The sequence below is a fragment of the Ruminococcus flavefaciens genome, from assembly GCF_900108555.1.
GTDB lineage: Bacteria > Bacillota > Clostridia > Oscillospirales > Ruminococcaceae > Ruminococcus > Ruminococcus flavefaciens_P.
Map to the genome: position 1 here is coordinate 154,164 of NZ_FNWV01000008.1, position 20,007 is coordinate 174,170.

Sequence of the window (20,007 nt, forward strand, 5' to 3'; positions counted from 1 at the left end):
ACAGATAAAGTGCAACAAAAAATATTCTATCATATAAATAAAAATAAATCAATCATGCAGAGGCGACCATTGGCCGTCCGCATATTGATATGATGAAAACGAAAAAGGCGCACGATCGTGCGCCTTCTCTCATTATAATGCAGGATAGTCATAAGTTCTTTCCTCGTAACTTTCTGCTTTGATGTTCTTGTCAGCATAGAATGTTTCAGCGTTCATTCGATCTCCGGGAAGATCGCCGATTTTTGAACTGCTGTATATAGGATTATCGCTATTAATATACTTATCGTATGTGTTTACCAATTCGCCGTATTCATAATAACCCTGATAATTGAATTGTGCAACATTAGTAAACGAATTATCACTGTCGAATTTTATTTTGCGTGTAAAGCTGTATCCTGACTTGTCCTCAAGGTAAAGGCATTTATCCTCCTTATCATAAGTCATCCACTGAGCATCTATATAAAGTGTCATTTCGTATCCGTCTATGTCGCAGCCTTTTACTGTTGGAGCTATGAACTCATTTCCGTCATAGATAAGCATTATTGTTCTTGCTCCGCTTTCTCCTCTCATATCATAAGAGATGAAGAGTTCCGGAACTGAATCGCCGTTGATATCGCGCATATCAGCCTTTATATCCCATATAGGTACTGTGTCTATCTCAACTTCATATGGATTGGTTGTTTTACCGTAACCATAGAAGTTCTTTCCGAACATGAACTTATCCATAGCTCTCTGAAAAGCAGCATCGAGCTTTTCCTGTGTAGCATCGGCAGGAGCTATTGAGTCATATTTTGTTATCCATTTCGGATCAATTTCAGTTACGACAGCTTCTGTATTATTTGCAGGAGTTTCATTATTAACTGCGGCTGTAGTATTTTCGGCAGAAGTAGCATTGGCAGCAGTTGTTTCTGTAACAGAAGTCTTTGTAGTTGCTGTGTTTTTAGTTGCAGTAGCTGTACCTGTTGCGGTCGCAGTTGTATTTACAGTAGTTTCCGAAACTATGGTTGTAGTCGCTTTTTCAAGTGGCTCGGGAGTATAAGGTGCGACACCCTTGTTTCTGCCAAACATATAAATGCTTCCGCAGACGATAGCCAGTACAGCAGCAGAGCTGAGAGCGGTATAGATTATTCTTGAGATGCCTTTGCGGCTGTAGTTTTCAACGCCTGTAACAGCGATCTCATTTCCTGATATATTTTCAATTCTTTGTTCTTTGTCAAGCATTTCTTTTTCCTCTTTATATTTCTTATTTGTGATCTTCAGCATACGATCTCTTGCAGATTTGTCTATCATCATATTATCCGCACCTATTTCTTCAAGGTCATTGATATTAGAGTTTTCAAGGATATCAAATCCGATTTTCTTGTTACCCTTCATATATTTCCCTCCTTCAGGTCATATCCTTCCGCAGAAAGCAGATCTTTCAGCTTTTTCAAAGCCCTGCTGCATTTTACTCTTACAACGGAAGGTGACATACTGTGCTTCTGAGCTATTTCGGTTGAATTCATATTATAATAGTATTTCTGTATCACCATTGTGGACTCAGGCTCACCGAGACTTTTTATGAGCCTCAGCAGGAGACTGCGAGTTTCGGAGCGTTCCGCGTTTTCTTCCATGCGTTCACTGTCTGCAAATTCTGTAGCTTCGTCCTCGATATAAACAGTGGAATTGCTTTTGGAAGAAAGCTTTCGGAACATCTGTATAGCCTTTCTGCTTGCAACAGTTCCGATAAAGCCTTTAAGGTCTCCGTCGAATTTTCCTTCTCTGTCATAGCTTATAAATACTGCGGAGAAAGTATCTCCCACACATTCCTCTATATCCTCGCGGCTTGCGCAGCTTCTGAGTTTATTGTAAACTATAGCATATACATATTTCAGATACTCGTCAAACAGAGCAGTCTGAGCTTCCTGCGGCGATCTTTCGTACATAGTACGGTATTCATTATCTGTCATATTACCACCTCTTCTGAGTTTTTAGGTTTATTATAAAGCTTCCGATCGGTTTATTAAGTGCTTTCATAAACCTTACTTGCATAAAGTTACGCAAGTGTAACAAAAAATCGAAAAATTTTTTTTATATCAAAAAAAGTCCGCAAAATGCAGACTTTAGTTGTAGTTATTCTTCCAGAAATTTCAGAGCTTTTCTGTATTTTTCAAGTCTTGCGAAGTCCTTTTCGGTAGGGCAGGGAATACGCGAAATGTCCATATTATGCCTTATATCAGCCATTTTTATATTTCTTGCACATTCATCGAGCTTTATTTTTTCAAGATATTCTTCATATGAGATATCATCGGATTTTGTAAGCAGTTTTATGGAATTGACTATTTTCGGAGTAAAGCCCATTTCAAGCAGGTCATCAAATGTAGTGGGAGTATCCTCACAGACATCGTGGAGATATGCTGCTATTTTGTATTCGGTATTTTTCAGCTGAGCAGCAACTGCCTGAGGGTGGGTAAAATAGGGATTACCGCCTTTATCGAACTGCCCTGCGTGCTTTTCGGCAGCAGTTTTTTCTGCAAGCTCTAAAAGTGAGCTGAGCTTTGTGCGCAGCTTATCAAGAAGAGCCAGTGCTTCCTGCTCTGTAATTTCAGTGCAGCTGTCAGTAATAACAGAAATAACCCATTTTTCTTCGCCGAAGCTGTATCTTAAAGCTTCGTTATCATCTGTAAGTTTAATGACTTCATCTTCAACTCTGAAATATCTCATGCTCCACTCTCCTATATTAATATAGGTAAATTATACCACGATAAAACGGAAAAGTAAAGAACTGCACTGCTGTTAATTTTATCTGCTTGACTGCATTGAGGCTATGCTGTATAATAATATAAAATAAGTTTAGCAGGAGTGGATAAAGTGGAAAAGGTAAGAAAGCATCTTATTTTCTACGGATATGTACAGGGAGTTGGATTTCGCTGGAAGGCAAGCCATACAGCTCGCAGATTAGGCATTTCGGGCTGGGTGAGAAATCTCTCTGACGGCTCTGTTGAAATGGAAGCAGAGGGAACTGAAAGAGATATTTACGAGCTTATCGAAGCCCTCGAAAATCATTCATGGGGAAGTATCGAAAGCATAGACGAAAAAAATATCCCCATACACGGGGATTACAGCTTCGATGTTGTATAGGAGTGATGTCTGTGGATAAAGCAAAAACTAAAAAAACAGTGGGAATAATCGTTGATATAGCCATGTACGGACTGCTTCTTGCTCAGATGCTGTACGTATTTACGGGAAATACAGTCCATGAAGTGCTTGGAATAGGCTTTTTTGTGTGCCTTGTAGTACACATAATTATAAAGCGGAAATGGTATGCAACGCTTTTCAACGGCGCGAAAAAGCCTGCGGCTCGAAAGATATTCAATATCTCAACGATATTGCTCATGCTTTGCAGTATAGTTCTCATGGTGAGCAGCATGGGCGTTTCAAGGCTTATTTTCCCGTGGTTCAGAGCATTGGGAAGCAGTGACCTGCATAAATATCTTGCCACAGCTGTACTTGCACTGTCCGTATTTCATGGCGGTATGCGCGGCTACATAAGGACGAAGAAAAAGAAGAAAGCCGGCATATTTATCGCTTTGGGAACTATAGCTGCGGCTTCTGTTGGACTTGCCCTTGTGCCTTATCTCAACCGCCATTTCAAGGTAGTGGATATAAGTCTGAATGAGGCTGTAGACGGCGAAAAAGTACAGCTCAGCGAAAAGCCTCTCGTTGTGTACTTCACAAGAGTTGGCAATACGGATTTTGATGACGATGTGGACGCTGTTTCGGGAGCTTCTCTGCTGATCGCAGACGGTGAGCTTATGGGCAGCAATCAGCTGCTTGCTGAGATGATAAAAAATGCGGCAGACTGTGATACAAAGGCGATAACAGTGACAGGGAAGAAGTACCCGTCAAGCTATGGAAGTACAGTAACGGTGTCATTGAAGGAGCTTAGTAACGACTCGCGTCCCGAAATAGAGCCTATCGACATTAGCGGCTATAATTCGGTGATACTTATTTATCCGCTGTGGTGCGGCACAGTTCCCATGCCTGTGGCTACATTCCTCGAGAACAGCGATCTCAGCGGCAAGAAGCTTTATCTTATTGCAACTCAGGGCAGCAGCGGATTCGGAAGCAGTACGGAGGATATCCGAAAAATGACTGAGGGTGCAGACGTTGAAGAGGTAATGAGTATTTACTGCGATGATATACCATATTCAAGAGAACGCCTTGTAAAATGGCTGAATGAAGCCTTTAACTGATCGTAAGTAAGTTACTTGTATTTATGTTTGCGGACTGCCAAAGGCAGCCCCTACAGTGCGTTTATGTTACTTTCTGCTCTTTTCGGGCGAGGGGCACTCGCCCCTACAATGCGCCCTGAAAACTAAGCACTGATCACTGACAACTGACCACTAAAATATAACGTAAAAGCCCCGAACATTGTTCGGGGCTGAATTTGTATATTACATTAAAACGCCGTGCTTTTCGTAGTCCGCGACTTTGATTATCTCATTCTTGTCGCCTACAAATACTACCTTTGGACGGTGAGTTTTTATCTCATCGGGAGTCATTGCTGCGTATGCCATGATGATAACATGGTCGCCTCTCTGTCCGGCACGGGCTGCTGCTCCGTTGAGACATATAACTCCGCTTCCGCGTTCGCCTGCGATGACATAAGTCTCGATACGGCTGCCGCTGTTGACATTTACTACGTGAACGTGCTCGTATTCGTAAAGTCCCGAAGCTTCCATAAGCTCCTCGTCAATAGTTATGCTGCCGACGTAGTTGAGCTCAGCCTGAGTTATGACAGCGCGGTGTATCTTGCTTTTGAGCATTGATATTTCCATTGCTGCCTCCTTATACGTCTTCGGTGAAGAAGTTGTCGATAAGGCGAGTTTTGCCGATATATACAGCCATTGCACAGAGTGCGGCACGGTCGAGAGCCTTTATCTGCTGCATTGTTGCGCAGTCAACTATCTTTACGTAGTCGATACGTGCAAGCGGCTCGGCTTCGATGTGCTTTTTCATGGCAGAAATAATCGCAGAGCAGTCCTTTTCGCCGCTTTTTACCATATCCATGCCGAGGAATATTGCCTGTGAAAGTACAAGTGAAGCCTTTCTTTCGGCATCATTGAGATATGTATTGCGTGAACTCTTTGCGAGTCCGTCAGCTTCGCGGACGATAGGACAGCCGATTATCTCGATGTCCATATTAAGGTCGTCAACCATGTGGCGGATAACTGCGAGCTGCTGAGCGTCTTTCTTGCCGAAATAAGCACGGTCAGGCTTTACTATATTGAAAAGCTTTGATACTACTGTGCATACGCCTCTGAAATGTACAGGGCGGCTGAGTCCGCAGAGCTCCTGCGTGAGAACTGTCATATCTACGAATGATGAGAAGCCCTCATGGTACATCTCAGACGGTTCGGGATTGAAGATAAGGTCGCCGCCGTGAGCTTCGACCAGCTTTGCATCGTGTTCGATATCACGAGGATAGCTTTCGAGGTCCTCAGTAGGACCGAACTGCATTGGATTTACGAAATCGGATACGACTGTCCTGTCGTTGTCTCTGTGGGAAGCGTCGATAAGGCTTGCGTGTCCCTCGTGGAGATATCCCATAGTTGGCACAAGACCCACTGTAAGTCCCTGTGCTCTCCATTCCTTTACCTGTGCGCGTACTTCATCTATAGTTTTTACTATCTTCATATCATTAACACTCCTTCATAAGCTCATTGATAACATCATCATCTACAGCGTAGGTATGCTCCTCAGATGGGAATACACCTGATTTTGTCTCGCTAATATAGTCCGAGATGCCATGACGCATAAGTGCGCCGACTTCTGCGAAACGCTTCACGAATTTTGCTGTATGTCCTGTGTTGAGTCCCAGCATATCCTGATATACCAGCACCTGACCGTCACAGCCATTTCCTGCGCCGATACCGATAGTGGGAATGAACAGCTTCTTTGTGATGATATCTGCAAGCTTTGCAGGTATACCCTCAAGCACTACTGCGCAGGCTCCTGCCTCCTGTATCATCAGTGCATCGTCGATGAGCTTCTTGGCTTTGTCAAGGCTTTTACCCTGTACCTTGAAGCCGCCGAACGCGTTTACTGACTGGGGAGTGAGTCCGAGATGAGCTACAACAGGGATAGACGCATTTACGATAGCTCTTATCTGGTCGCAGACTTCCGCGCCGCCTTCAAGCTTTACCGCATTTGCACCGCCCTCTTTGATGAGCCGTCCTGCATTTACAACAGCTTCCTGTACGCTTACCTGATAGGACATGAACGGCATATCGGCTACGATGAATGCGTTTTCTGCTCCTCTTGAAACTGCGGCGGTATGATGTATCATATCCTCCATAGTAACAGGCAGTGTGTTCTCATATCCGAGCATCACCATGCCGAGAGAGTCGCCGATAAGTATTGCGTTAACGCCGCACTCGTCGATTATCTTCGCTGTTGTGTAGTCGTAAGCAGTAAGCATCGTGATCTTGTCACCTGATTGCTTCTGCTTCAGAAGGGTTGAAACAGTGTTCTTCATATTCAATTTTCTCCTTAAAAGATGTTACCTTTCCGAGTTCTCGGATAAGATACAAGCATATTATAGCAAGACAATGTGAAAAACGTGTGAACACACGGTATTCCGAGAAAAAATCATTGATAAATACAAATGCCTCTCAAATGAGAGGCGTAAAACTGTATCATATTACTTATTTCAGCTGTGATCGGGTATGATTATTGCTCCGTTGAGACTGAGATTGCGCAGGAATGTAAGTCTTGCCTTTTCGATACATTCGGGCTTTACCATGTAGTAGAGGTAGTGCTCCATAAGGTTGAACATATCAAATGTGCGTCCCTCGATCTTGAACTGATTGAAGCCCATAGGAACGTATTTGTTCCATATATCATCGGGAGTGATATGCGTACTGAGGTCTTTGATATCAAAGAGGCTTCTGTGTTCGCACTTACATTCAAATATAGCCTTTGCTTCTGGGTGCTCTGCTGCAAATTTATTTGAGTCAAACGGAACATTTGGGTACTTCCTTACGTGATTTGCATATGCAATCTGCTCTGTACCTATGGTCTGATAGTGGAGAGAACGGTTTGCACAGCCGGGATTACAGCAGGCATTTACAAGTATCTCGCACTTTTCCTTGCTCGGTATCTTTTCGAGTATATCAAACTTGTTATTGAGATCATAGTCGATAACGACTATGTGATAATCCTTACAGACTTCCTCATAGAGAGTATCGGGATCTGTGATACGCTTGCAGGTCGAGCTTGTCAGCTTGAAATTAGGGTAGGTCTTTCTTATGTAGTCCTCAAGTATGGGTGACATAACGATACATTCATTAAGCCCGTTATCTGCGATGTGCATTACCATGTTGCAGAATTCGTCGCTGAGATGCTTCTTTTCGAGCATAGGATTTGTAAACGTAAATCGGAGCGGTATGCCTTTCTTGTTGAAATAGTTTGTAACGCCCTTTACGAAGTCCTTATGGCACATACCGTGCATAACTCTGCCGCCGTTCCACATTGACGGCGGAAATACGCCGTATATGGAAGCTATCTCAACTCCCTCGCGGAAAAACTCGGGACTGTTCTCCATCATTGTGAGAAAAACTGAATTGAATTTAAAAAGACGTGCAAAATCAGGCAGATGAAATCTAACTTTCACTGTATTACCTCCTTGTTTCAGCCATTTGGCTGTCTGTGTCTATTAAGTAATTACATTATAACATAATTCTGCTAAAAAAGCAACAGAGGCAGGAAAGTTGAGAATATAGGGAACGCCGCCTTCGGCTTTCCGAAAAAACGAAGCAAGTAACATGAACATGGTGTAGGGGCTGCCTTTGGCAGTCCGCAAGTAACAGGGATCGTAGGGGCGAGTTCCGCTCACCCGTGTAACTATTGGGAATAAATTTCGCTCGCCCGTGTTTTTCGGATAGTGTCGTAAGCGATGTACGAACAACGATTTTGATGAAAGTGAGCGAGTTTACAAACGGCAACGTGGTTAGGGTGCAGTGTCACGATATCACGCGAAGATATCATGATTTTGAGTATTGTTCCGCGCGGATATAATTCTGATATTGAAAGATATATACGCGGAGAAAGGGGGCAGCGTCACGCTGCAAAAAAACACCTCAGGAGAGTGATCCTGAGGTGTTCTTTAAATTATTCCGTTTGCTGTACCTTACCGTAAATACAGCATCCAAGAGTAAATGGGGATAGGGGATTGGATAGAAAACCATCTGTCCTATGGGGAATCTATATGATAGAGAGGACAGTTTTATTTAATCAGCAATTATTCGCTGATCTCAGCGTCAGTTGCAGCCTCTGTTGTTGTCTGTGCAGCCTCAGCAGCAGCCTTTTCAGCAGCTTCGCGGAGGTGTGGAGGCATTGGAGGCTCTGGCTTCTCGCCGTCCTTAGGTCCTACAGGAGGAGCTGGTGGCTCTGGCTTTTCGCCGTCCTCAGGAGCTACAGGAGGTGCCGGTGGCTCTGGCTTCTCGCCGTCCTCAAGCTCAGCAGGAGCTACAGGAGGTGCCGGTGGCTCTGGCTTCTCGCCGTCTTCGAGCTCAGCAGGAGCTACAGGCGGTACAGGTGGCTCTGGCTTCTCAGCTTCGTCCTTAACAGGCTTGTTGAAGTCAACGTGAACCTTTACCTTTTCGATCTTATCCCAGTTCTCCTTGAGAGTATCTGTGATAATGTCATACTTCTCAACATCGATGAGATCCTTGATGTTGTTGAAGAAATCTGTAACGTCGAGGTCTACAGGACCGAGTGGCTTTTCAGCCTCTACAGGTGCGAGTACTACTTCCTCAGCAACTACTTCAGTTGCCTCTGTCTCTTCATTAGCTTCCTCAGCTGCAGCTGTAGTCTCTTCAACAGCAGCTGCTGTTGTCTCTTCTACTACTACTGCCTCATCAGTTGTCTTAGCTTCCGGAGAAGCTGTTGCTGCAAATACAGTTACGCCTGTTGCTAATGAAAGAACAGAAACAGCTGCGATTGCGGAAAGAACTTTCTTGTTTCTCATTGTGGGTTACTCCTTTACAATTTAATTATTTTTAACTCCGTGCCGGGAGTTTAAAAGCTTTGTTTTGCTTTACATAAACAGTTTACGAAGTGGGATATAAAAAAGAGGGGTATTACGGAAATTTTTTTCAAAAAAATTTCAAAGTTTTGTAATGTCTCGGTATATAGCCTTAAAACAGTGATTATTTTTTAGTGTTTAGGGCTTAGTTATAAGTTCGCAGTGATGAAAAAATACATTTATGAATGTTATTAAAAATAAGAAAGCCCCCGAAATGATCGGTGGATCAATTCGGGGACGTTCATTTATATATATTCATGTTTTCTTACGGAACTATTGGCGGCTGAGGTGGGAGCTCTGCTTCCGGAGAGGGTGGTTCGGGAGCAGGAGGCTCTGCCATTGGAGGTTCAGCCGCAGCTATGGGTTCTTCTTCCTGTATAGGCTCGGGCAGGAGCATAACAGGATTCATATCACTGAAGCTTATTCGTTGTTCTTTATCTATATCAGAGGAAAGCTTCTCATGTTCAGGGTGTGGGAGCTCGCCCTCATTGGGGAGAGCAGGTTTTGCAGGCTCAGCAGGAGTATCCGGCTTCGGAGCTTCGTTTTTGCCTGCTTCTGCTTGCTTTTCGGGAGCCTTTGGCGGCTCGGGTTCAGCTGCATCAGCCGGAGGTACAGGCGGAGCAGGAGGCTCTACCTTATTATTATTAGCATTAGGCGGCTGTACAGCAGGTGCAGGAGGTTCTGCGGGAGCAGGAGGTGCAACTGCTGACTGAGCAGGCTGTTTTGGTGTGTCAGCCTTGCCTGAATCCGGTTTCTTTTCAGCATCAGGCTTTGGCGGATCAGGCTTCTTGACAGCTTCTGTTGGCTTTGTATTCTTTTTCAGGCTGTCTATGCCGTGTACCTCTACCTTTATATCTGTGATGCCGTTTTCAAGATCAGACTTTATGCTTCGGTAATCGTCGGAATTATCAGACGAAATATATACATCTATGGTATCTCCGTCTGAGATATAGCCTTTTTCTTTCTCAAGCTCTATTATCTCGTTTGCTACTGTAAGTTTATCCTTGCCTTTGCCGTCGTAGTCTTTAAGTATATCCTTTCCTATCTCGCTGTCGCTGACGATATGCAAAACCTTGCCCTTCTTGTTTACCTCCATTCTGATATTTGCATCAGATGAGATAAGTACAGTTGAATGAGGCTTCAGGTTGCGTGAATAGTATATCGAGCCTGCGGAAGCGAAGATGACCAGACAGGCTGCGGCAGCAATAAGCTTTCCTGCGGTGAATGTTATTCTTCTTGCAGTATGTTCTTCATTCATAATGATCGGATCCGTGACGGACTGTCCGACCTCATAGTGCATATTGGCAGCGTTCACAAAACGTGATTCTTCGTCCATAAGAACTGCGTAACCTTCATGACATTCCATAACTATATATTTCATACTTTTTCACCACCTTTGAGTACCTGCATGATGTGTCCGCGCATTATCTCATAGCCGTTTGTACATATGAGCAGTACAGCTACAAGATATCTTCTGTGTCTTTCGAGAGATTTCCTTTCCACATCTGCTCCCTCTGCGAGCTTTGCAAGGGGAACACGTTTTGTTCTCAGGAAATCCTCGAGAATATCGGGGTTATTTCTGGCGTATGCAACGGCTTTCTTGCATATTTCAAGAGTGCGCCGCTGACGGGGCGAGTTTTCCGCAACATCGGACATGGATACACCGAAGTCGTTCATTTGTGCAGAAAGCTCTTCTATTTCTTGTTTGGTCGCCTCGCGAATCTCATTTTCTTCATAGTCGTCGTGCTCATCGCGAATTGTATCCTTCAGGTCTGTTTTTTCGTCATCAGAAACGTCAAGCGAGATCTGTCCTTTATTACGTTTTTCTTTTCGGTAGTTGTCGATCAGGCGGTTCTTTATCTGCAATGCAGCAAATTTAAGGAAAGAGCCGCGAAGCTTTGAATAATTCTTGATAGCTTCATAGAATGCGAACATAGCTATACTTAACTCGTCATCGCTCTGTTCGGGAGGACGATTGAGGAATTTTGCGGTTTCTGATTTTATAAACGGCATATAATCTGAGATAAGTTCGTCTGCCGCGTGGCTGTCTTCTTTTGCCTTGTAGACCCGGGATATGATTTGATGCGCATCAAAATTCATATTTGCCACCCCCAATATTACTTATAGTTTACGCAGTGATAATTTGAAAAACGGGGTAATAGTGAAAAAATTCGGAATTAGGAATGCAGAATTCATAATTGTTGTATCGTCTGCGACGATGATCTGGATATATGTTGCTTTCAATGGTCCTATGATACATATATTTAAATCTGTCCGAGATAGCGGACACCATTAATTCATAATTCCTAATTCCGCATTCCGAATTAACAGCTTATGTTCAGAAACAGCCATAAAGATGCGGCTGCTTCTTTATGGCTGAACGGAATGTTATGGTTATTTCTGAGTGTTTTCTTCGTCCTGATGACGTATCTGGGCACGCTTTATCTTGCCGCCGAGAGTCTTTGGAAGCTCCTTGACGTACTCGATAACGCGAGGATACTTATATGGTGCAGTCTCGCGCTTAACGTGATCCTGAAGCTCCTTTGTGAGCTCGGGTGAAGGAGTGTATCCCTCAGCAAGTACGACAGTTGCCTTTACTACCTGTCCTCTGATAGGATCCGGAGCACCTGTGATAGCTGACTCAACTACAGCAGGGTGGGTGAGAAGTGCGCTCTCTACCTCGAATGGTCCGATACGGTAGCCAGAGCACTTGATAACGTCGTCGTTTCTTCCTACGAACCAGTAATAGCCCTTTGAGTCGCGCCATGCTACGTCGCCTGTATCGTAGTTCTTGCCGCCGAGAACAGCTTCTGTGAGCTCGGGATTCTTGTAGTAGCCACAGAAGAGTCCTGTAGGACGCTCCTTGTCGATGCCGCATACCATGATGCTGCCCTCTTCACCGTCCTCAGCCTCTGTTCCGTCAGCACGGAGCAGGTGGATATTGTAAAGAGGTGAAGGCTTTCCTGTTGAGCCCGGCTTAGGATCTATCCAAGGGAAGTTTGCGATAAGTACGGTACCCTCTGTCTGTCCGAAGCCCTCGCGCATCTTCTTGCCTGTAAGCTCGTAGATACGGTTGAATACCTCAGGATTGAGAGGTTCACCTGCGTTGCAGAAGTTCTGGATAGATGAAAGGTCGTACTTTGTCATATCCTCTTGGAGCATGAAACGGTACATTGTAGGAGGTGCGCAGAAAGTAGTGAGCTTGTAGTGGCTGATAACTTCGAGGATATCCTTTGCGTTAAATCTGCCTGTGAAGTCGTATGCGAACTGGATAGCACCGCATATCCACTGTCCGTATATCTTGCCCCAGCCGAACTTTGCCCAGCCTGAGTCGGAAATAGACATATGGAGCTTGTTCTCCTGTACCTGATGCCAGTATTTAGCAGTAACGATGTGACCGAGTGGGTGTGCGAAGTTGTGACATACCATTTTGGGCATACCTGTTGAGCCTGATGTGAAGTATATCAGCATGGTATCGGTTGCCTTTGTAGCTTCTTCGCCTGTAGGACGCTCAAATGTATCGGGATACTTTGCGATCTCTTCCTCGAAGTAGTCCCAGCCCTCACGAGGCTCTGCAACTGCGATCTTCTCGCGGAGAGTCTTTATCTCGGGAGCAGCTGCGTCTATCTGTCCGCGGATATACTCGTCATCGCAGGCGATGATAGCAGATATCTCTGCCATATTTCCGCGGTATGCTATGTCATGTGTGGTGAAAAGAAGATTTCCGGGGATAAGGATAACGCCAAGCTTGTGAAGTGCTGTCGCAATTACCCAGTATTCCCAGCGGCGGCGGAGTATGAGAAGAACTACATCGCCTTTTTTGAGTCCGAGGCTTTTAAAATAGTGACAAGTCTGATTTGACAGCTTGGATATATCTGTAAATGTGAAGGTACGCTCCTGTTTATCGTGGCTGAGCCAGATGAGAGCCTTCTTTTCAGGCTCCTGCTTAGCCCATTCGTCAACGATATCCCAGCCGAAATTAAAATCTTCGGGAACATTAACGCGGTAATTTTCCTTGAAATCCTCGTAAGAATCAAATTCTATACGGGGAAGGTAGCGGTCTAAAAGCATGATAATAAATACTCCTTTTTATGTAAGCGTAATACAGCCGATCATTCGGCAATAACGGTAAGAAATCTTGCTTTGCTGTCTCCAACGCAACGCTGTCCGTGTGGGTATGTGGGGTTGAAGTATATAGAGTCGCCCTCGTTCAGGATTATCTCCTGATCTTCAAATGTGACGGCTATAGTGCCCTTTAGCACGAGGTTGAATTCCTGACCTGCATGAGTAACGAGCTTTGCAGGTTCATCGGAAGGCTCGAGAGTTACGAGAAGAGGCTGCATTACCTTATCTGCATAGCGGAAGGCAAGATCCTTGAAACGGTATCCCTCGTAACGGCTTATACTTCTGCCCTTGCCGCGGCGGACGACGTGGAATGTGTCAATACGGCTCGGTTCGCCTGTGACCAGTTCATTGAAGTCCACTCCGAACTTGTTTGCGATCTCATAGATGACGCTTATGGGAAAATCACCATTCTCTTCATAGCCTGCATATTGCTCTGTAGTAAGTCCCAGCTCCTTTGCAAGCTTTTCCTGTGTATAGTCACATATCTCACGAAGCTCGCGGATACGTGCGGTGATCTCATTGATAGTTTCCATAGCGTGACCTCCTTTTGGATAATAGTTTTTAAACAGCAGAAGCTGATCATCCTGCCTCATAGAAGAAGATTTATGCTTTTCATGCATATTTCTGTTCAATTCAGACAATCAGTTTTTTACTCTGTGTATGTAACTTTTATTATACCATTTTTGGTAAAGGCTTGTCAAGGTTTTGCACTTAGTAATCAGGCGATACTGCAAAAAAAATACTTCCGTTTCTGCGGAAGTATTTTTGGTATATATGTCATGTGTTTTATCATTTTCCTCTTTTCAGAGCCATTGATATGAGACTGAAAATGAAGAATACGCAGATATCTGCCGAAACTATGGTAGAACCTACGGGAGTTCCCACAAGTATGGAAACGATGATACCTGTAGCTGCGCATATGAGCGAGATTATGACAGAGCAGATTATTACGCTTCGGAAGCTCTTGAAAACTCGCATTGCCGAAAGTGCAGGGAAGATTATAAGTGCTGAGATAAGCAGCGAACCTACGAAATTCATTGCGATAACGATGATGACTGCGATAACGACTGCGATAAGTAGGTTGTACATATCCGAACGTACTCCCGTAGCCTTTGCAAAGTTTTCATCGAATGTTACTGCGAATATCTTGTTGTAGAATACAAGGAAAACGGTTACGACAACTATGGACATAGCAACGCATATCCACACATCTGTAAGCGAAAGAGTCAGAATCGAGGTCGAACCGAAAAGGGTGCTGCATACGTCTGCGGAAACGTTGCTGGTCATTCGCTTATTACCGCTCTGAGCTGCTATATTCATCATCATATAGCCGAGAGCAAGTGCGCCAACTGATATCATGGCTACTGCGGCATCGCCCTTTATCTTGGTATTGCTGCCTGTTCGAAGGAGCAGTACTGCGGAGACTATTGTCACAGGCATGATGATGAGCATATTGTTGGTTATGCCTGTTACTGTAGCAACTGCCATTGCGCCGAATGCAACGTGGGAAAGTCCGTCGCCGATGAATGAAAAACGCTTCATTACAAGGGTAACGCCGAGGAGCGAGGAACAGAGGGCTATGAGAAGTCCTACTATCATGGCATATCTTACGTAGGGGTACTGGAAGTAAAGCTGAAGCTTTTCGATCATCTCACTCATCGTCATCACCTCCCATTACAGCGAGGAAAGCCTGTCCTGTCTTGCTGGTGAGGTAGTCCTCTTTAGTGCCGAAGAACAGCTGCTTTCTGCCTACGTGAAGGATATGGGAAGCATATTTTACAGCCGCATTCATATCGTGTGATACCATTATAACTGTTATGCCGTCCTTTTTGTTGAGGCTGTCGATAAGCTCGTACATCTCATTGGTAGCCTTTGGATCGAGACCTGTTACAGGCTCGTCAAGGAGTATCATCTTTCTTGCGGCGCAGAGTGCTCTTGCAAGGAGGACTCTCTGCTGCTGTCCGCCCGAAAGCTCCCTGTAGCAGCGTTTTGCAAGGGGCTCTATCTCAAGTCTGTGCATCATATCGTGGGCGAGCTTCTTTTCTTCCTTATTATAAAAAGGGCGGAAGCCGCATCTGCTCATGCAGCCCGACTGCACTATCTCGCGTACAGATGCAGGAAAATCGCGCTGTACCATAGTCTGCTGCGGCAGGTAGCCTATCTCGTTCTTGCCGACTTCGCCGCAGAGGGTGATATTACCGCTGAGCTGTGGTCTGAGTCCGAGAAGAGCCTTTATGAGCGTACTCTTTCCTGAGCCGTTTTCGCCGACTATACATAGGTAATCGCCGCTGTTTACGGTAAAATTAAGATTTTTTGTAACTACATCTCCTTCGTATCCGAGAGAGACGTTTTCGCATTTTAACAATGCTCCCATTTTAGTTAAGCACCTTCTTTAAAGTTTCAAGGTCATTCTTCATTATTGATATATATGTAGCTCCTTTTTTGATATCGTCCGAAGTTACGGACTGTAGCGAATTGAGCTTTTCTATGCTTGCATTTTTATTGCCTGAGCTGCTTATTATTGATTTTGCGATAGCATCGCTGGAGTTTTCTATTATAAATACGTTATTCAGCTTCAGCTCGTCAAGCTTTTCCGCAAGCTTTGCGATAGTCTCGAAGCTTGCTTCGGTCTCAGCTGAGCAGCCTTTAAATGCTGCGTAGTAATCAAGTCCGTAATCCTCAACAAGATAGCGGAAAGGGAAGCGGTCGCCGAAAAGCAGAGTCTTTACCTTTGCGTTTTCAGCCATTTTGCTGTATTCTCCGTCAAGTGCCCTGAGCTTGTCCGTGTAATCGGCAAGATTAGCCTTGTATGTATCAGCGTTAGCGGAGTCGAGCTCGCACAGCTTATCGCAGATATCATTGCATATCAACTCAGCATTTCTTACGGAGAGCCATACGTGTTCGTCGTATTCGGGCTCATCTTCGTCATGGTAATGTTCTTCCTCTTCTTCCATGCCTTCCTTGTGCTCTTCAAGCTTGATATTATCGTTTACAGCTTCAAAAAGCTTTACTACCTTCATATTTTTGTTGGTCTTGGTGCTGAGTGCGTCATCTACCCAGCTCTCAGACTCGCCGCCTACATATATGAACATATCGCAGTCCGAGATAGTCATTATATCCTCAGCACTGGGCTGATAATTATGTATATCCATGCCGCTTTCAAGGAGATAGGTGACATTTGCGCTGTCTGTTTCGCCTATTATCTCCCGTGTCCAGTCATATTCAGAAAAATTTGTGCAGACTATGCTCAGCTTACCGTCCTTGTCTGAGGGCTTTTTAGCTGCGCAGCCTATGAGCATGGCTGAGAGTAATACGGGAACTAATAACGCCGCAGCACCTTTCATGTTATATGTCATTCAATTCTCCTTTAAGCATATTTTATCCCCACCGACGGCGGGGATATCAGTCTTTATCAGTATATCACTTATGAATATGATAATCATTTTCAAATCTTATTATACTTTATTTAATTGCCCCTGTCAAGAGCACGTTGTTAATTTCACATAACTTTCATTTTATGCAGTATGATTTTACAGCGGTATACTTGACAATATATGAGTTTTCGTGTATAATATACTCGTAAATTTGATATAGGGGGTGCGGTATTATGCCGAAAACAACAAAAGACAAAGAGCTGGATAAAATGTACAAGGATCTTCTTGAGAGCCGTGACAGTATCCACGCAAGAAAAGATGAGGGCAACCGACTGCTGAAATTCTTTGTGGGACTGCTTATGCTGGGCGGCGGCTTGTTCATGGTATTCCAGAATATAGTCGTAGAGAGCACATGGGGATATGGCGGCTATTTCTTCAGGATAGGCGGTTTCGGACTTCCCAACGGACTGATAATGCTTCCGATAGTTGCAGGTATCGCAATGCTCTTCCTTATGGACAGGAAGATATTCGGCTGGGTGGTTCTTTCTATCGGAATAGTTATCGTACTTCTCAGCGTAATGCTTACAACTCATCTGAGATGGCGCAGCACTAATGCATATGTCTTTATAGTTATGTTCGGACTTGTAGCAGCAGGCGGAGGCATGGTTCTCAGAGAGCTTTTCAGAAAAGATTAAAAGTAAGACCGGTGGATTTGGTTCACCGGTCTTTTTTGTTTATTTATGCCATTCGGAATTTAGGAAATCTATTCGGCTTTGCAGCCAGTTCAAAAGATAATCTGCCGCTTCCTTTTCGTTGACACATTTTTTTGCTTTGTCCGAAAGTTCGAATTCAAACAGGTAATTCATAAGGATATTGTTCCATTTTTTATAGTTTTCCTTGAAGTCAGCCTGATAGTTCGTGCTGTCGTCCTGTATCATTTGGCAGGTCTGCTCGAATACTCCGCTGTCGTAAGCCTTTGTCCACGTCTCCTTTATCATGTCGCGGTACCAGTCCTCATAGGCGAGAACTGCCAGCCACGGATTAATGGTGTCTTTTTCCGTATCGGGATCGGGGACGATGTTCGCTGCGTAGTATCCGTAACCGTCAGTGCAGCGCGGTCTGTTGCCCATAGCGGAGTCGAAGTCCCACGGAGCTTCAAATCTCAGTTTCTTGCTGCCCTTATCGCTGAAATCAGCGTCCATATAGAAGCTTGACCACGCTACATCTGCATCACAGGCGAGCTCACATATGATATACATATCTATAAGGGACTGCACATCGACAACTTTTTCTACAGCCTGCCGGGGCGTGACAGAAGTGGTCTCGGAGATGTTTTTGTAATCCTTGTCGAATACAAAAGCCTTGTCGTTATAGGCGGCTTCGTACATTATTTTATAGGTGTTGTTCACGAAATTCTCGATAAAATCGTGCTGCTCCTGAGAATAGATATCGCTTTTTATTGTTACGCCGAGAGGTTTTTTGATAGTTCCGCCTGCGCTGAGACATTTTATAGTCCTGCCGCTGCCGTCATTGCCGTCATAAGGCTTGAGCGCGGCGTTATTGTTAAGATCAAGAGGAAACTTGTGAAGCTCCTCCTCGTTCACGAAATAGCCGTCAAATTCAAGGAAATAGCCTGTATCTGTGCCTTTATAGTCCTTTTTGGGCGGCTTGATATTCACTCTGTTTTTAGCTGCCTGCTGCTGTTCGGTGAGCAGGTAAACGCCCATGTATTCGCCGTTAACTTCAACGTTTACGAGCTGTGAGTCGGCTGCGTAAAGACCGTCCTCTTTCAATATCTGACGGGCAGCATAGAGAGTAGCCTTGTTCCTGAGCATAGAGCCGTCCTTGTATTCGGCAAGGAGCACCCAGTTTTTGAACTCGGCACCGTCGTTGAGTCCGAGAAGATTGAGCTTCTGATCGAATTTGATCCTCAGCGGCTTTTTGGGATAGTTTGTAGTCCAGTTACCTCTGACCTTGACCTGAGCTGCGTGAGGTTTAAGAGAGAAGCTTTCGTCTTTTGTGGACAGCTTTACGTAGCAGCTCTCATAGTAGGGCTCAGGTGTCGTTGCGTAGCTCGGATCCCATTGTACCATGCTTTCCGCAACGTGCTTGGCAACAGGCTTTTTTATGAAGTCCATGACGTTTTCGTCCTGACTTGTGGTCTGTATGGATAACAGAGGGAGAGATAAGTCCTCTGATACATTGCTTTCAGAAAATACAGGTACCTTTTCCTCGGTATCTTTTTTCGCGGAACAGCCGAAAAGCAAGGCGGCTGACAGGCATACCGATAATGCCTTTTTTATTTTATTCATAACAGAAACTCCTAACAGCGATCATAAGATGTAATAAGTTGATTGTAGCATATTATTTGAAAAAAATCAATGTTTTTAGTATAAAATAGAAAGTACATTATAACATATAGTTTTAAAAACATTGGTATTTGTGCTTTATAAATTTATATTTATAATGTAATAAGAGCATTGTTTAAATGAAAAGGAGGGTGTGAGGCACTGTATTGGGTTTAAAGATATCAAAAAATAGATTTTGAATTAAAAAACAGTCTTTACGAAATATCAGTATTTTACAAAAAATAGTAATCTGAATACCATATTTAAATAATCGCACAAAAAGTGGTTAATGACAAAAAATGGTATAGTTAAAAGATACACTCCAATTATGCAAAAAGCTTGAAACGACCTTATAGAGCAAAAACAAGCTTTTTTTCGGCACAAATATTTTGGGTTGAAAAATTTGTACTCTTTTATTTTTATTGCTATTTTGACCGCAATATCTGACCGATTTAAGTTTTGAGCGCAATAAATGACTTGTGAGTATTATAGTAATTTAATTATAATTAAGTTAGAAATAAAAACAGCAAAATATACAGAGGGTATTACAAAAATCCGATTCTTTAACTTAAAAGGAGTGATTTAGTTGAAGCTTAATAAGATCAAAAAGATCATCGGTGCAGGTGCGTCCACACTTATGATCGCAGCTGCTATCCCTGCTGTTGCTTCAGCTGCTGACCAGCAGACAAGAGGTAATATCGGTGGATACGACTACGAGATGTGGAACCAGAACGGTCAGGGACAGGCATCAATGAATCCCGGTGCAGGTTCTTTCACCTGCTCATGGAGCAACATTGAGAACTTCCTCGCACGTATGGGTAAGAACTACGACAGCCAGAAGAAGAACTACAAGGCTTTCGGAAACATCGTTCTCACTTATGATGTAGAATACACACCAAGAGGAAATTCTTATATGTGCGTTTACGGATGGACAAGAAATCCTCTTATGGAATACTATATCGTAGAAGGCTGGGGCGACTGGAGACCACCCGGAAATGACGGAGAAAATAAGGGTACAGTAACTCTTAACGGCAATACATACGATATCCGCAAGTCAATGCGTTATAATCAGCCATCACTTGACGGTACA

The 20,007-nt window shown here is 44.0% G+C and carries 20 protein-coding genes; 4 read left to right on the forward strand and 16 right to left on the reverse strand.

The window, feature by feature from the left end; all coding sequences use genetic code 11:
• Positions 1 to 132: 132 nt before the first annotated feature.
• The 3 genes from BLW60_RS11955 to BLW60_RS11965 form a co-directional block, all read right to left on the reverse strand.
• On the reverse strand, positions 133 to 1,374 hold the full coding sequence (locus tag BLW60_RS11955) for a hypothetical protein (protein WP_074717624.1): 1,242 nt from the start codon (positions 1,372 to 1,374) through the stop codon (positions 133 to 135).
• A complete protein-coding gene (locus tag BLW60_RS11960; protein ID WP_074717627.1) occupies positions 1,371 to 1,949 on the reverse strand; it encodes an RNA polymerase sigma factor in 579 nt (192 codons plus the stop codon). The genes BLW60_RS11955 and BLW60_RS11960 overlap by 4 nt, the downstream gene beginning before the upstream one ends.
• A 163-nt stretch (positions 1,950 to 2,112) precedes the next feature.
• Positions 2,113 to 2,703, reverse strand: coding sequence for an HD domain-containing protein (locus tag BLW60_RS11965; RefSeq protein ID WP_081348233.1), 591 nt, complete (start codon positions 2,701 to 2,703; stop codon positions 2,113 to 2,115).
• Between the two features lie 147 nt (positions 2,704 to 2,850).
• Between BLW60_RS11965 and BLW60_RS11970 the strand changes: the two genes are divergently transcribed.
• Both BLW60_RS11970 and BLW60_RS11975 read left to right on the forward strand, forming a co-directional pair.
• The gene (locus BLW60_RS11970) at positions 2,851 to 3,120 is read left to right on the forward strand and encodes an acylphosphatase (RefSeq protein WP_074717629.1); all 270 of its coding nucleotides are present in this window, start codon (positions 2,851 to 2,853) and stop codon (positions 3,118 to 3,120) included.
• Positions 3,121 to 3,131: 11 nt separating this feature from the next.
• Positions 3,132 to 4,235, forward strand: a complete 1,104-nt coding sequence (locus BLW60_RS11975; protein WP_074717631.1) for a flavodoxin — start codon at positions 3,132 to 3,134, stop codon at positions 4,233 to 4,235.
• A gap of 201 nt (positions 4,236 to 4,436) precedes the next feature.
• Here BLW60_RS11975 and panD read toward each other — a convergent pair whose 3' ends face one another.
• The 12 genes from panD to BLW60_RS12035 form a co-directional block, all read right to left on the reverse strand.
• A complete protein-coding gene (panD, locus tag BLW60_RS11980) occupies positions 4,437 to 4,820 on the reverse strand; it encodes an aspartate 1-decarboxylase (protein WP_074717635.1) in 384 nt (127 codons plus the stop codon).
• 10 nt (positions 4,821 to 4,830) lie between these two features.
• Positions 4,831 to 5,679, reverse strand: coding sequence for a pantoate--beta-alanine ligase (panC, locus tag BLW60_RS11985; protein WP_074717637.1), 849 nt, complete (start codon positions 5,677 to 5,679; stop codon positions 4,831 to 4,833).
• Positions 5,680 to 5,683: 4 nt separating this feature from the next.
• Positions 5,684 to 6,520: a 3-methyl-2-oxobutanoate hydroxymethyltransferase gene (panB, locus tag BLW60_RS11990; protein WP_074717641.1), complete on the reverse strand. Its 837-nt coding sequence runs from the start codon at positions 6,518 to 6,520 to the stop codon at positions 5,684 to 5,686.
• Positions 6,521 to 6,694: 174 nt separating this feature from the next.
• Complete coding sequence (locus tag BLW60_RS11995) at positions 6,695 to 7,657, reverse strand: hypothetical protein (protein ID WP_074717643.1); 963 nt, start codon at positions 7,655 to 7,657, stop codon at positions 6,695 to 6,697.
• Positions 7,658 to 8,284: 627 nt separating this feature from the next.
• Positions 8,285 to 9,013, reverse strand: coding sequence for a hypothetical protein (locus BLW60_RS12000; protein WP_074717645.1), 729 nt, complete (start codon positions 9,011 to 9,013; stop codon positions 8,285 to 8,287).
• Positions 9,014 to 9,335: 322 nt separating this feature from the next.
• The gene (locus BLW60_RS12005; protein ID WP_074717648.1) at positions 9,336 to 10,451 is read right to left on the reverse strand and encodes an anti-sigma-I factor RsgI family protein; all 1,116 of its coding nucleotides are present in this window, start codon (positions 10,449 to 10,451) and stop codon (positions 9,336 to 9,338) included.
• Positions 10,448 to 11,170 carry a sigma-70 family RNA polymerase sigma factor gene (locus BLW60_RS12010; RefSeq protein ID WP_074717650.1) on the reverse strand — a complete coding sequence of 241 codons (723 nt, stop codon included), beginning with the start codon at positions 11,168 to 11,170 and terminating at the stop codon, positions 10,448 to 10,450. Before BLW60_RS12010 ends, BLW60_RS12005 begins: the two co-directional genes overlap by 4 nt.
• A 294-nt stretch (positions 11,171 to 11,464) precedes the next feature.
• The gene (locus tag BLW60_RS12015; protein ID WP_074717653.1) at positions 11,465 to 13,141 is read right to left on the reverse strand and encodes an AMP-binding protein; all 1,677 of its coding nucleotides are present in this window, start codon (positions 13,139 to 13,141) and stop codon (positions 11,465 to 11,467) included.
• A 41-nt stretch (positions 13,142 to 13,182) separates the two neighbouring features.
• A complete protein-coding gene (locus BLW60_RS12020) occupies positions 13,183 to 13,728 on the reverse strand; it encodes a helix-turn-helix domain-containing protein (RefSeq protein WP_074717656.1) in 546 nt (181 codons plus the stop codon).
• Positions 13,729 to 13,984: 256 nt separating this feature from the next.
• Positions 13,985 to 14,854, reverse strand: coding sequence for a metal ABC transporter permease (locus BLW60_RS12025; RefSeq protein WP_175460934.1), 870 nt, complete (start codon positions 14,852 to 14,854; stop codon positions 13,985 to 13,987).
• Positions 14,847 to 15,569 carry a metal ABC transporter ATP-binding protein gene (locus BLW60_RS12030; RefSeq protein WP_074717659.1) on the reverse strand — a complete coding sequence of 241 codons (723 nt, stop codon included), beginning with the start codon at positions 15,567 to 15,569 and terminating at the stop codon, positions 14,847 to 14,849. The genes BLW60_RS12025 and BLW60_RS12030 overlap by 8 nt, the downstream gene beginning before the upstream one ends.
• Position 15,570: 1 nt before the next feature.
• Positions 15,571 to 16,551 (reverse strand): metal ABC transporter substrate-binding protein, encoded by a 981-nt coding sequence (locus BLW60_RS12035; RefSeq protein WP_242872876.1) that lies wholly within the window; start codon positions 16,549 to 16,551, stop codon positions 15,571 to 15,573.
• Positions 16,552 to 16,802: 251 nt separating this feature from the next.
• On the opposite strand from BLW60_RS12035, the gene BLW60_RS12040 reads away from it, so the two are divergent.
• Positions 16,803 to 17,264 carry a hypothetical protein gene (locus tag BLW60_RS12040; RefSeq protein WP_074717661.1) on the forward strand — a complete coding sequence of 154 codons (462 nt, stop codon included), beginning with the start codon at positions 16,803 to 16,805 and terminating at the stop codon, positions 17,262 to 17,264.
• Between the two features lie 39 nt (positions 17,265 to 17,303).
• Here the strand turns inward: BLW60_RS12040 and BLW60_RS12045 are convergent, their stop codons facing one another.
• Positions 17,304 to 18,881 carry a CotH kinase family protein gene (locus BLW60_RS12045; RefSeq protein ID WP_074717664.1) on the reverse strand — a complete coding sequence of 526 codons (1,578 nt, stop codon included), beginning with the start codon at positions 18,879 to 18,881 and terminating at the stop codon, positions 17,304 to 17,306.
• A 622-nt stretch (positions 18,882 to 19,503) separates the two neighbouring features.
• Here BLW60_RS12045 and BLW60_RS12050 point away from each other — a divergent pair.
• Positions 19,504 to 20,007, forward strand: a 504-nt coding sequence (locus BLW60_RS12050; protein WP_175460935.1) for a glycoside hydrolase family 11 protein, incomplete at its 3' end; no start/stop codon positions are given.